Source organism: Mesorhizobium mediterraneum (genome assembly GCF_002284565.1).
Classification (GTDB): domain Bacteria; phylum Pseudomonadota; class Alphaproteobacteria; order Rhizobiales; family Rhizobiaceae; genus Mesorhizobium; species Mesorhizobium mediterraneum.
This window is the reverse complement of the sequence record NZ_NPKI01000015.1, coordinates 613,115-625,316: the sequence shown is the minus strand read 5'-3', so window position 1 is coordinate 625,316 and position 12,202 is coordinate 613,115. Positions and strand designations below refer to the sequence as shown.

The 12,202-nt window shown below is 64.8% G+C and carries 9 protein-coding genes; 1 reads left to right on the top strand and 8 read right to left on the bottom strand.

Annotated elements, in window-relative coordinates; translation table 11 throughout:
• Positions 1 to 237 precede the first annotated feature (237 nt).
• From lpdA to CIT25_RS12430, 4 genes are all read right to left on the bottom strand, one after another.
• Positions 238 to 1,635, bottom strand: a complete 1,398-nt coding sequence (gene lpdA / locus CIT25_RS12450) for a dihydrolipoyl dehydrogenase (RefSeq protein WP_095484795.1) — start codon at positions 1,633 to 1,635, stop codon at positions 238 to 240.
• A 246-nt stretch (positions 1,636 to 1,881) separates the two neighbouring features.
• A complete protein-coding gene (locus CIT25_RS12440; protein ID WP_095484794.1) occupies positions 1,882 to 3,282 on the bottom strand; it encodes a dihydrolipoamide acetyltransferase family protein in 1,401 nt (466 codons plus the stop codon).
• A gap of 235 nt (positions 3,283 to 3,517) precedes the next feature.
• Positions 3,518 to 4,531, bottom strand: coding sequence for an alpha-ketoacid dehydrogenase subunit beta (locus CIT25_RS12435; RefSeq protein ID WP_095484793.1), 1,014 nt, complete (start codon positions 4,529 to 4,531; stop codon positions 3,518 to 3,520).
• Positions 4,532 to 4,533: 2 nt separating this feature from the next.
• Complete coding sequence (locus tag CIT25_RS12430; protein ID WP_095484792.1) at positions 4,534 to 5,766, bottom strand: 3-methyl-2-oxobutanoate dehydrogenase (2-methylpropanoyl-transferring) subunit alpha; 1,233 nt, start codon at positions 5,764 to 5,766, stop codon at positions 4,534 to 4,536.
• 436 nt (positions 5,767 to 6,202) lie between these two features.
• Here CIT25_RS12430 and holA point away from each other — a divergent pair, with 436 nt between their 5' ends.
• On the top strand, positions 6,203 to 7,249 hold the full coding sequence (gene holA, locus CIT25_RS12420; protein WP_095484790.1) for a DNA polymerase III subunit delta: 1,047 nt from the start codon (positions 6,203 to 6,205) through the stop codon (positions 7,247 to 7,249).
• A 308-nt stretch (positions 7,250 to 7,557) separates the two neighbouring features.
• Here the strand turns inward: holA and CIT25_RS12415 are convergent, their stop codons facing one another.
• The 4 genes from CIT25_RS12415 to mnmG form a co-directional block, all read right to left on the bottom strand.
• Positions 7,558 to 8,442, bottom strand: a complete 885-nt coding sequence (locus tag CIT25_RS12415; RefSeq protein ID WP_095484789.1) for a ParB/RepB/Spo0J family partition protein — start codon at positions 8,440 to 8,442, stop codon at positions 7,558 to 7,560.
• Between the two features lie 68 nt (positions 8,443 to 8,510).
• Positions 8,511 to 9,311, bottom strand: a complete 801-nt coding sequence (locus CIT25_RS12410) for a ParA family protein (RefSeq protein WP_095484788.1) — start codon at positions 9,309 to 9,311, stop codon at positions 8,511 to 8,513.
• Between the two features lie 36 nt (positions 9,312 to 9,347).
• Positions 9,348 to 9,983: a 16S rRNA (guanine(527)-N(7))-methyltransferase RsmG gene (gene rsmG / locus CIT25_RS12405; RefSeq protein ID WP_095484787.1), complete on the bottom strand. Its 636-nt coding sequence runs from the start codon at positions 9,981 to 9,983 to the stop codon at positions 9,348 to 9,350.
• Positions 9,980 to 11,854, bottom strand: coding sequence for a tRNA uridine-5-carboxymethylaminomethyl(34) synthesis enzyme MnmG (gene mnmG, locus CIT25_RS12400; protein WP_095484786.1), 1,875 nt, complete (start codon positions 11,852 to 11,854; stop codon positions 9,980 to 9,982). The genes rsmG and mnmG overlap by 4 nt, the downstream gene beginning before the upstream one ends.
• Positions 11,855 to 12,202: the final 348 nt, after the last annotated feature.

Sequence of the window (12,202 nt, the reverse complement as noted above, 5' to 3'; positions counted from 1 at the left end):
CGGAGTGGGGGTCGACCTGGCTCGGGCGCCGTTATTTCAGATCGGGGCGATGCCTCGCACTAATTGAGCCCCTGTGGTGAGTTATCAGCGGCGGCGCATTTGAGGACCGGCTTCCCCCACTCCGTCGCTGCTTCGCAGCGCCACCTCCCCCCTCCGGAGGGAGAGGAAAGGCGCCTGGCGACGTAGGTTCGCGCCGGTCCTCCCCTTGTGTCCAACAAGAGGGAAGGGTGAAGCACCTCAAATATGCAGCGCATGCCCCATCGCCTTCAGCGCTGCTTCTTGAAAACCCTCGCCTTGTGTCGGATGGGCGTGGATGGTGCCGGCGATGTCCTCCAGCCGCGCGCCCATTTCCAGCGCCAGGCCGAAGGCCGTCGAAAGCTCCGACACGCCTTGGCCGACCGCCTGGATGCCGAGCACAAGATGGTTGTCCGCCCGGGCAACGACCCGGACGAATCCCTCCTCACCCATCTTCGTCATGGCGCGGCCATTGGCGGCGAAGGGAAACAGCCCGACCTTGATCTCGCCGCCGAGGGCCTTTGCCTCGTCCGGCGACAGGCCTGCGGTGACCAGCTCCGGATCGGTGAAGCAGATGGCGGGAATGCAGCGCTTGTCCCAGCTGCGCTTGTGGCCGGCGACGATCTCGGCGACCATTTCGCCTTGCGCCATCGCCCGATGCGCCAGCATCGGCTCGCCAGTGACGTCGCCAATGGCAAAGATACCGCGCATCGAGGTGCGGCACTGGTCGTCGATGCGGATGAATTTCCCCGCCATATCGAGGTCGATCTGGTCCAGCCCCCAGTCTTCGATCACCGGCTTGCGCCCGACGGTGACCAGGATCCTGTCGGCAGCGATCTTGGCATTCTTGCCGTCCTTCGTCTCGACCAGCAGCGCATCGCCCTTAGTCGACAGCCCCTTGGCCTTGGCGCCCACCAGCACCTCGATACCGAGTTCGGTGAGCCGCTTCACGACCGGCCGCGTCAGCTCTGCATCATACAGCGCCAGCACGCGCGGCAAAGCCTCGACCACGGTCACCCTGGCGCCCATCTTGGCGAAGGCAATGCCGAGCTCGAGCCCGATATAGCCGCCACCGACGACGGCAAGCCTTTCCGGCACTTCGCTCAGCCCAAGCGCTTCGGTCGACGAGATCACCGGCCCACCAAACGGCAGCGACGGCAGCTCGACCGGCGCCGAGCCTGTCGCGATCACCACCGTCTCGGCGCGGACCACCTGCATCCCGGTCTCGGTCTGGACCTCGACGGTCTTGCCGTCGCGGAATTTCGCCCAGCCGTGCACGGTCTTGACCCCGGCCTTCTTGAGCAGGCTGGCAACGCCACTATTCAGTCGGCTAACAATACCGTCCTTCCAGGCGATGGTGGCTTCGAGATCAATGGATGGTGCTGCGATTGAAATGCCGAGCGGGCTCTTGCCGCCGGCCATGTGGGAGATCTTCTCGAACTCCTCGGCCGCATGGATCAGCGCCTTGGACGGAATGCAGCCGACATTGAGACAAGTGCCGCCCGGTTTGCCGAACTCGACGATCACCGTGTCGATGCCGAGCTGGCCGGCGCGGATGGCGCAGACATAGCCGCCAGGCCCGGCACCGATGACGAGCAGCTTGCAGGAGATTTCTTTCATCATGGCACCTTGGTTCGTCGAGCCGGCGGGACAGCGCCCCCCTCTGCCCTGCCGGGCATCTCCCCCTCAAGGGGGGAGATTGGCAGCTTTGGCGCTCCGCTTAGTCTTGTAACGCTGGAGATTGTCGAAAGTCGGGATGAGAGCCGATCTCCCCCCTTGAGGGGGAGATGTCCGGCAGGACAGAGGGGGGCGCGAAGGATCGCTACCGCTCTCATTCTGCGCCACTGCGATCCTCTGTTCATGGCCCTACTCCACGAAAATCAGCGCCGGGGTCTCCAGCAGCGTCTTGATCCGTTGAATAAACACCGCGGCGTCCCAGCCGTCGATCACTCGGTGGTCGAAGCTGGAGGACAGGTTCATCATCTTGCGCGGGATGAACTGAGTGCCATCCCACACCGGTCGCACCATCATCTTGTTGACGCCGATGATCGCCACTTCCGGGTGATTGATCACCGGCGTCGTCGCGACGCCGCCCATGGCGCCAAGCGAGGTGATGGTGATGGTCGAGCCCGACAGCTCGTCGCGGCTCGCCGTGCCGGATTTTGCCGCCTCGGCCAGCCTGACAACCTCGGCGGCGCAATCCCAGATGTCGCGCGCCTCGGCGTGCTTGACCACCGGCACCACCAGCCCCGAAGGCGTCTGCGCGGCGATGCCGATATGGACGCCGCCATGCTGGTGGATGATGCCGGCCTCGTCGTCGAACAGCGCGTTGAGGTTGGGCTGGTCGGCAATCGCCCTGACCATCGCCCGCATCAGGAACGGCAGCAGCGTCAGCTTCGGCCGTTCCGCGCCGCCGCGCTTCTCCTTGTTGAGCGCGGCGCGCAGATCCTCGAGCGCGGTGACGTCGATCTCCTCGACATAGGTGATGTGCGGGATGCGCGACTTGGCCAGCGCCATTTTCTCGGCGATCTTGCGCCTGAGCCCGATGATCTTGATGTCCTCGACCGCCTCGTTGCGGGCGAGGCCGGAGACTTTCGCGAACTGCGGTCCACGCGCCAGAAACGCCTCGATGTCCTCATGCTGGATGCGGCCGGCCGGGCCCGTTCCCGCGACCTGCCGAAGATCAACGCCGGCCTCTTTCGCTCTCAGGCGGATAGCGGGCGACGCCAGCGGCTTTTCACCTTCGGGGCGCGGCGCGCTGACGGGCGCAGTACCCCCACCCCTAACCCCTCCCCACAAGGGGGAGGGGGATTCCGTCGCCGGTGCACCATGCACTGAAACTTTTCCGGATGAACCCAGGGCTGGTTTGACGTCGGCCTCGGGAGCCGAAGCGCGTCCCCCTCCCCCTTGTGGGGGTCCGAAGGACGGGCGAGACCCGTGGCTCGCCCCGGCAAGGCTAGGGGTGGGGGTACTCTTGGCGCCCGCCTCGCCTCCTGACTCCGCACCTGCCTTCACATTACCCTCTCCCGCCACTTTCAACCTGACGATGGGCGAGCCGATCGCCACCGTGTCGCCGATCTCGGCGCCAAGCCACAGGATCTCGCCGTCGACGGGTGACGGGATTTCGACCGTCGCCTTGTCGGTCATCACAGCGGCAAGCACCGCGTCCTCGCGCACGAGATCCCCGACCTTGACCTGCCATTCGACCAACTCGGCCTCGGCGACGCCTTCGCCGACATCGGGCAGCTTGATTACATATTCGCCCATCGTCAGGCCTCCGCTACCGAGGCGTTTGCGCTGCCCCTCACCCCTGCCCATTCCGGGGCGAGCCGCTTGTCTCGCCCGTCCTTCGGACCCCCGTGAAGAACGGGGAGAGGGGGATCGCCTGCGTGGCGGCCAGCCCCTTCTTCCCGTCCCTCACGGGGAGAAGATGCCGGCAGGCAGATGAGGGGCGGCGCCATGGTTGGCAATTGGTCCGAAGCGATTGCTCTGCCTCCCATCATCAGGCCTCCATCGTCTCAAGCAAGGCCCGGCCAAGCCGGGCGGGACCTGGAAAATAATCCCACTCCTGCGCGTGCGGATAGGGCGTGTCCCAGCCGGCGACCCGCGCCACCGGCGCTTCCAGATGATAGAAACAATTTTCCTGCACCAGCGCCGACAGCTCGGCGCCAAACCCCGATGTCAGCGTCGCCTCGTGCACGACCACGCAGCGGCCCGTTTTTCTCACCGAGGCGACAATCGTCTCGAGATCGAGCGGCAGCAGGGTTCTCAGATCAATGATCTCGGCGTCGATGCCGGTCTCCTCGGCCGCCGCCTGCGCGACATAGACCATCGTGCCATAGGCGAGCACGGTGACAGCGGCACCCGGCCGCCGGATCACCGCCTTGCCGAGCGGGACCGTGTAATGGCCGTCGGCGACCTCGCCGAGGTCATGTTTCGACCACGGCGTCACCGGGCGCTCGTGATGACCGTCGAACGGGCCGTTGTAGAGCCGCTTCGGCTCCAGGAAGATCACCGGATCGGGATCCTCGATCGCCGCGATCAGCAGGCCTTTGGCATCGTGCGGATTGGACGGCACGACGACCTTCAGGCCGGAAACGTGGGTGAACAGCGCCTCCGGGCTCTGGCTGTGGGTCTGGCCGCCGAAGATGCCGCCACCGGTCGGCATCCTGACCACGATCGGACAGGTGAAATCGCCGTTCGACCGGTAACGCAGCCGCGCCGCCTCCGAGACGATCTGGTCGTAGGCCGGATAGACATAGTCGGCAAACTGCACCTCGACGCAAGGTTTTAGGCCGTAGGCGGCCATGCCGATGGCCGAGCCGACGATGCCGGCTTCGCTGATCGGCGCATCGAAGCAGCGGCTCTTGCCGTACTTCGCCTGCAAGCCCTGCGTGCAGCGGAAGACGCCGCCGAAAAAGCCGACATCCTCGCCATACACGATGACGCGTTCGTCGCGCGCCATCGACACGTCCATGGCGTCGCGGATCGCCTCGATCATGGTCCGCCTTGGCATGGTCAGACCCCTGCCTGCTGGCGCTGGCGCCTGAGATGCGGCGGCATCTCGGCATAGACGCCCTCGAACATGTCGCGCGCCGAGGGCTTGCCGCCGGCATGCAGCGTGCCGTGCCGCTCGGCCTCCCTTTGCGCCGCGATCACCGTTTCGAGGATTTCTGCCTCGGCCTGGGTGTGGCGCTCGTCAGACCAGACGCCGCGCTGGATGAGGTGGTTTTTCAGCCTGACGATCGGGTCGCCGAGCGGCCATGCGTCGGACTCGGCCTTCGGCCGGTAGGCGGACGGATCGTCGGAGCTCGAATGCGCGCCGACGCGGTAGGTGACGTATTCGACCAGCGTCGGCCCGAGATTGTTCCGCGCCCGCTCGGCGGCCCATTTCGCCACCGCATGGACGGCGAGGTAATCGTTGCCGTCGACCCGCAGCGAGGGAATGCCGAAGCCGAGACCGCGCGCGGCGAAAGTGCCGGAGCCGCCCCGGGCGATGCCCTGAAAAGTCGAGATCGCCCACTGGTTGTTGACGACGTTGAGCACGACCGGGGCCTTGTAGGTCGAGGCGAACACCAGCGCCGAATGGAAGTCGGACTCGGCGGTCGAGCCGTCGCCGATCCAGGCGGCGGCGATCTTCGAATCATTGCTGATCGCCGAAGCCATCGCCCAGCCGACCGCCTGGATATATTGCGTCGCCAGATTGCCGGAGATCGAGAAGAAGCCATGCTCCTTCGACGAATACATGATCGGCAATTGCCGCCCCTTCAGCGGGTCGGCCTCGTTCGAATAGATCTGGTTCATCATCGTGACCATCGGATAGCCGTCGGCGATAAGCAGCCCTGCTTGCCGATAGGTCGGAAAGTTCATGTCGCCCGGCGCCAGCGCCTTGCGGAAGGCGCAGCTCACCGCCTCTTCGCCGAGGTGCTGCATGTAGAAGGAGGTCTTGCCCTGCCGCTGCGCCATCTGCATGCGGGCGTCAAAGCTGCGCAGCGTCATCATGTGGCGCAGCCCTTCCAGCAATTCATCGTCGGAAAGCAGCCCGGCCCATGGCCCGACGGCCTCGCCGGAGCGGTTGAGCACCCGGATGATCGAAAACGCCAGATCGCGGATGGTGCGCGGATCGACATCGATCCCCGGGCGCGGCACCGAGCCGGCTTTGGGGATGGTCACGTCAGAGAAATCCGGCGTCCCGCCCGGCCGCACCTCCGGCTCCGGCACATGGAAGCGCAACATTCCTGCATCGGCCATGACCTTCGTCCTCCAATGTTGCCTTGGCGCGATAGTTGCACACCGCCGGACCAGTGCCAATTCGTCGGGCAAGGCTTCAGGCCAGCGACGCACCGGCCAGCACTCGCCAAGATGAAGATATGTCGGCGAAATTTCTTGTCGATCTTCCGCCGCCACGCGCAATTTGGCGCATGATTGCGCCGGGTTTCCCGCCAGATGAGCAATTCTCGGCGGATTGAGGGGCTTCGCGCGGCGTCTCCTTCTCCCCTTGTGGGAGAAGGTGGCCGAGCGAAGCTCGGTCGGATGAGGGGTGTTCCAGCCTGGCAAGGACGGCGCTCCGTCCAGCACCCCTCAACCGCCTTGGCGCTGCGCGCCAATCCACCTTCTCCCACAAGGGGAGAAGGAAGAAGGAGCCCCGCCGTTCACCCCGCGCCCGCATCATGCTAACCATCCCCGCATGGCACAGAAGAAAGGTTACGAGGTCGATTCGTGGTTGGCGCGGCCGGATCCGCGCATCTCGATCGTCCTGCTTTACGGGCCCGATCGCGGGCTCGTCGCCGAGCGGGCGAAGGCCTTTGCCGGCAAAACCGGCCTGCCGCTCGACGATCCGTTCTCGGTGGTCAGGCTGGACGGTTCGGAAGTCGATCGCGACGAGGGCCGCCTGCTCGACGAAGCCCGCACCGTGCCGATGTTTTCAGACCGGCGCCTGCTCTGGGTGCGCAACGCCAGCGGCCAGAAGGCGCTTGCCGACGACGTCAAGGCGCTGACATCAGAGCCCGCGCAGGATGCGATCATACTCATTGAAGCCGGCGACTTGAAGAAAGGCGTCGGCCTGCGCGCCATCGTCGAGGCGGCCGACATTGCCATGGCGCTGCCGTGCTACGCCGACGAGGCCCGCGACATCGACACGGTCATCGACGACGAATTGCGCAAGGCCGGCATGTCGATGACGCTGGAGGCGCGCCAGGCGCTGCGCCGGAACCTCGGCGGTGACCGGCTGGCCTCGCGCGGCGAGATCGAGAAGCTGGTGCTTTACGCCCACGGCCAGACCGAGATCGGCCTCGACGACGTCAAGGCGACATCGGGCGACGTCTCCGGTCTCTCCTTCGACGACGCCGTCGATGCTTTGCTCGAAGGCAAGGTCGGCGACTTCGACATGGCCTTCACCCGCCACTGCCAGTCCGGCGGCCAGGCTTTTCTGGTGCTGTCGTCGGCGATGCGGCAGCTGCAGGCGATCCAGGCGATGCGCGGCCAGATGGACACCGGCGGCCGCAACGCCGCTTCGGTCGTTGCCGCGGCGCGCCCGCCGGTTTTTTTTACCAGGCGCAAGCTGGTGGAGAAGGCCCTCGAACGCTGGAACAGCGAGGCGCTTGGCCGCGCTTTGACCAGGCTGCAGACGGCGGTCCTGCAGACGCGCCGACGGCCGGACCTGTCGGTCGCGCTGGCACGGCAAGCGCTGCTCGGCATTGCCGTGGAGAGTGCAAGGCTGGCTCAGCGCGGATGATCTCCCCCCTTGAGGGGGAGATGTCGCCGAAGGCGACAGAGGGGGTCCCAGCGCGTGGAATGCCGACGCCTTTCGCGACGACAGACGACGTAGGCGCTTGATGTGAGACGACCCCTTCTGGCCTGCCGGCCATCTCCCCCTCGAGGGGGGAGATCAGCAGCCTCGGCGATTTCGCCAATCACCAGCGCACGGAAAAAGGAAGGGCCGGCATTCGCCAACCCTCGTTGTATTACCAGGGCGAAGATGTCCGCCGGGTTGCTCCTAAGCCGAAGATTATTTGCCGGCTAAAAACAGGCGTACCTCAGCACCTACCGCTCCTGCTTCAGCCTTCGGCAGAGCTCATCGAGCTGGTCCAATGTCCGATAGGCGACGCGCAGCACGCCGCCGCGTTCCTTGTGCTCGATCGTGACGATCATGCCTATCGTGTCGGTCATCAGCTTTTCCAGCGCCAGCGTATCGGCATCTTTTTGCGCCGGTTCCGCAGGCTGTCGCTTTACGGTTGGAGCGCCCGCCGGCATCTGCGCCAGCGCTTCGGCCTGGCGCACCGAAAGCCCCTCCTCGACGATCCGCTTGGCCAGGCCCGCCGGATCCTCTGCCGTCACCAATGTGCGGGCGTGGCCGGCCGACAGCGCGCCGTCGACCAGCATGTCGCGGATCACGTCCGGCAGCTTCAGCAGCCTCAGCGTGTTGGCGACATGGCTGCGGCTCTTGCCGATCACCTGGCCGAGATCGGCCTGGGTGTAGCCGTGATCGTCGATCAACTGCTGGTAGCCCATCGCCTCCTCGACCGGATTGAGGTCGGTGCGCTGGACGTTTTCGATGATCGCCAGCTCGAGTGCGGTGCGATCGTTGACGTCGCGCACGATGATCGGAATCTCGCTCAGCCCGGCGCGCTGCGCCGCGCGCCAGCGCCGCTCGCCGGCGATGATCTCGTAGCGGCCAGCTTGCGTCGGCGACGGCCGCGCCACCACCGGCTGCACCACGCCGTGCTCGCGGATCGACTGGGCAAGATCGGTCAGGTCGGCGTCGCCAAAATGCCGGCGCGGATTTTTAGGGTTCGGGCTCAGGAACTCGATCGGCACCTTGCCGTCGGCATTCATGCCTTGCTTTTCCACTGCTGCCGGACGATTGATTTCGCCGATCAGCGCGGCCAGTCCCCGCCCCAGTCTTTTTCTTGAAAGGTCTTCGCTCATCGTCTGTCCAGATCGTTTCGGTATCGAATTATCTTCTGCATACCAGTTCCCAGTTTTGGGCGACTGCATCAAGCGGCGCGCAGTTTGCGCTCGCGGCGGATCACCTCGGAGGCAAGCTGCAGATAGGCCTGGCTGCCGGAGCATTTGAGGTCGTACAGGATCGCCGGCTTGCCGTAAGACGGCGCCTCGGAGACACGCACATTGCGCGGGATGACGGTTTCGTAGACCTTGTCGCCCATATGCGCCCGCACATCCTGCACCACCTGGTTGGCGAGGTTGTTGCGGCCGTCATACATGGTCAGCACGATGCCCTGGATGATCAGATCGGGATTGATCGAGCGGCGCACCTGCTCGACCGTCTCCAGCAACTGGCTCAAGCCTTCAAGCGCGAAGAATTCGCATTGCAGCGGCACCAGGACCGAATCGGCCGCCGCCATCGAGTTCAGCGTCAGCAGATTGAGCGACGGCGGGCAATCGATCAGCACATAGCCGAAGGGGGCGCCACGCTCGCTCGCGGCACGGAGAGCATTGCGCAGCTTGAGCACCCGGTCGGGCGCGGAAGCGATCTCCATCTCGATGCCGAGCAGGTCGAGTGTCGACGGCACGATCGACAGCCCGGGCACCGCCGTCGGGATCGCCGCTGCTTCCAGATCCAGCTCGCCGGTCAGCACGTCATAGGACGAGACGGTACGGTCCTTGCGGTCGATGCCAAGGCCTGTCGAGGCATTGCCTTGCGGATCGAGGTCGACGATCAGCACCTTTTCGCCGATCGCCGCCAGCGCCGTGGCCAGATTGATGGCCGTCGTCGTCTTGCCGACGCCGCCCTTCTGGTTGGCTACGGTGATGATTCGGGGGCCATTCTTCATCATGGGTCTATGCCAGAAATTCATTCCGAGGTCGCCGATCTAAGTCAGTTGGCGCAAATCAGACAGTTCGAGGATGACGCCATGAGCGTCGGTCGCGCTGGCATGTTCTACCAGATCGAACGACCATCGTTGAGCGCTTTCTGCCACTTCGGCGCGGTAATCCCGGCCTTTGTGGAACAGGCCGCGCGCGCCCGCCGTCAGCCACGGCGCCGATAGGTCAAGCAACGTCGGAAGCGACGCCAGCGCCCTGGCCGTGACGATTTGAGGTGTCGAAACAAGCGGATAGGCATCATCGATGCGCCGCGCGATGACTCTCGCCGGCAGATTGAACTGCCCGACGACCGCTTGCAGGAACGACGCTTTCTTCCGGTTGCTCTCAACCAGATCGATGCTGGCGCCGTCACGCTCGGCAAGCAGGAAGGCAAGCACCAGGCCGGGAAAACCGCCGCCCGAGCCGAGATCGACCCAGCGCTTTGCGTCCGGTTTGATTCGCGCAAGCTGCGCGCTGTCGAGGATGTGGCGGCGCCAGACATCGGCCTGCGTAGATTGCGCCGCCAGGTTTATCCGGCGGTTCCATTTCTGGAAGACCGTCTCGAACTCGACCAGGCGATCGAATGTTTCACGTGAAACCGGACCTGCAGCCTCTTGCAGGCTCACCCATGAGGCAGCATTCACGCAACATTCCTTCGCGCGGCAGCCTCGGAATTGCGGACGTGGGCAACAATGATCGCCAGCGCCGCCGGGGTCATGCCTTCCATCCGCTGTGCGTCGGCGATGGAACGCGGCTGCCGTGCCAGCATCTTCTGCTTCAGCTCGTTGGACAGGCCCGGCACAGAAGCAAAGTCGAGCGAAGCCGGGATCAGCCGGCTTTCCTCATGCCTGATCTGCGAGACATCAGCCTGTTGGCGATCGAGATAAACCGAATATTTCGCCTCCGTTTCGAGGCGCTCTGCCGTTTTGGCGTCGATGGCGCCAAATTCGGGAGCGATTCGGGCCAACCAGGCGATATCGACACCGGGATAAGCCAGCAACTCATAGGCGGAGCGACGCACTCCGTCCCTGTTGATCTCCAGCCCATGGCGCGCCGCTTCGTTGGGGGTCATGGTCGTTCCAAGCGCAAGGTCCCTCGCCTTTTCAAGCTCCTGCATGACATCGTTGAAGCGCTGCATCCGCTCCGGTGAAGCGGTCCCGAGCTTCGTCGCCAGCGGCGTCAGCCGCTCATCGGCATTGTCGGCCCGTAGCGACAGCCGGAACTCGGCCCGCGAAGTGAACATGCGATAGGGTTCGGCAATGCCGCGGCTGGTCAAATCGTCGACCATCACCCCGATATAGGCCTCCGTGCGGCTGAGCACGATCTGGTCGCTTGCCGAAGCCTGCCGCGCAGCGTTGAGGCCGGCAAGCAGCCCTTGCGCGGCGGCCTCCTCATACCCGGTGGTGCCGTTGATCTGCCCGGCCAGGAAAAGAGCGCCAATCCGCTTGGTTTCCAGCGTCGGTTTAAGCTCGCGCGGATCGACATGATCATACTCGATGGCATAGCCGGGCTGCAGCATGATGGCACGCTCAAGGCCAGGAATGGTCTTCAGAATGTCGATCTGAACGTCCTCGGGCAGCGAGGTCGAAATACCGTTGGGGTAAACGGTGTCATCGTCCAGCCCTTCCGGCTCCAGAAAAATCTGGTGGCCTTCGCGGTCGCCGAACTTGACGATCTTGTCTTCGATGGACGGGCAGTAACGCGGCCCGACCCCTTCGATCGAGCCGGAATACATGGCGGAACGGCTCAGATTGGCGCGGATCAGCTCGTGCGTCGCCGCCGTCGTGCGCGTGATGCCGCAATGGATCTGCGGATTGTCGATGCGGTCGGTCATCAGCGAGAACGGCACCGGATCCTCGTCCGCCGCCTGGCTCTCCAGCGACGCCCAATCGATCGTCCGCCCATCCAGCCGCGGCGGCGTGCCGGTCTTCAGCCGCCCGAGCTTGAAACCCGCTCTGCTCATCGTCGCCGACAGGCCAAGGCTGGCCTGCTCGTTCATGCGGCCGGCAACGATCTTCTTCTCGCCGATATGGATTAGCCCGCGCAGGAAAGTGCCGGTCGTCAGCACCACGGCGCCGCAGGCAAGCCGGCGGCCATCCGCCAGCAGCACCGCTGCTATGCGCTCATTGTCGACTTCGAAATCCAGGACCTCGCCCTCGACCACGTCGAGACCGGCCTGCTCGCGAATCGCCGCCTGCATGGCGAGCCGGTAGAGCTTTCTGTCGGCCTGCGTGCGCGGCCCGCGAACTGCCGGTCCCTTGCGACGGTTGAGCAGGCGGAACTGGATGCCGGCAGCGTCGGCGACGCGCCCCATCAGCCCGTCCATGGCGTCGATCTCGCGAACCAAATGGCCCTTGCCGTTCCCGCCGATCGCCGGATTGCAGGACATGACGCCGATCGTCTCGAAGCGCAGCGTCACCAGAGCGGTTTTGGCACCGGCGCGCGCGGCAGCGCTGGCCGCCTCGCAACCAGCATGGCCGCCGCCCACCACAACCACATCATAGTGATCGGTCATTTTAGAATCCCGCATTCAAGTCGCCCGACACATGTGCCCGTCAGGACGTGGTGTCAAGAATACGTGGAGTTTGGCGGGCAAATCTCTTCGAAGAAGTGGCCAAGCCGGCGCCGTCTTCCCTTGTCCCCTTGTGGGAGAAGGTGGATTGGCGCGCAGCGCCAAGACGGTTGAGGGGTGCTGGACGGAGTGCGGTCGGTGCCATGCTGGAGCACCCCTCATCCGTCGCCTTCGGCGACACCTTCTCCCACAAGGGGAGAAGGGAGAGCGCACAAAAGCTCTAGCGCCGGCGCGCCACGGCTCGCCCCGGAATCAGTGAGGAGCGAACTCAACCTAAAGCGATTGCCCGGC

Coding starts and splice junctions, on each gene's coding strand:
- lpdA (WP_095484795.1), bottom strand. CDS start 1,635: ATGAAAGAAATCTCCTGCAAGCTGCTCGTCATCGGTGCCGGGCCTGGC.
- CIT25_RS12440 (WP_095484794.1), bottom strand. CDS start 3,282: ATGGGCGAATATGTAATCAAGCTGCCCGATGTCGGCGAAGGCGTCGCC.
- CIT25_RS12435 (WP_095484793.1), bottom strand. CDS start 4,531: ATGCCAAGGCGGACCATGATCGAGGCGATCCGCGACGCCATGGACGTG.
- CIT25_RS12430 (WP_095484792.1), bottom strand. CDS start 5,766: ATGGCCGATGCAGGAATGTTGCGCTTCCATGTGCCGGAGCCGGAGGTG.
- holA (WP_095484790.1), top strand. CDS start 6,203: ATGGCACAGAAGAAAGGTTACGAGGTCGATTCGTGGTTGGCGCGGCCG.
- CIT25_RS12415 (WP_095484789.1), bottom strand. CDS start 8,442: ATGAGCGAAGACCTTTCAAGAAAAAGACTGGGGCGGGGACTGGCCGCG.
- CIT25_RS12410 (WP_095484788.1), bottom strand. CDS start 9,311: ATGATGAAGAATGGCCCCCGAATCATCACCGTAGCCAACCAGAAGGGC.
- mnmG (WP_095484786.1), bottom strand. CDS start 11,854: ATGACCGATCACTATGATGTGGTTGTGGTGGGCGGCGGCCATGCTGGT.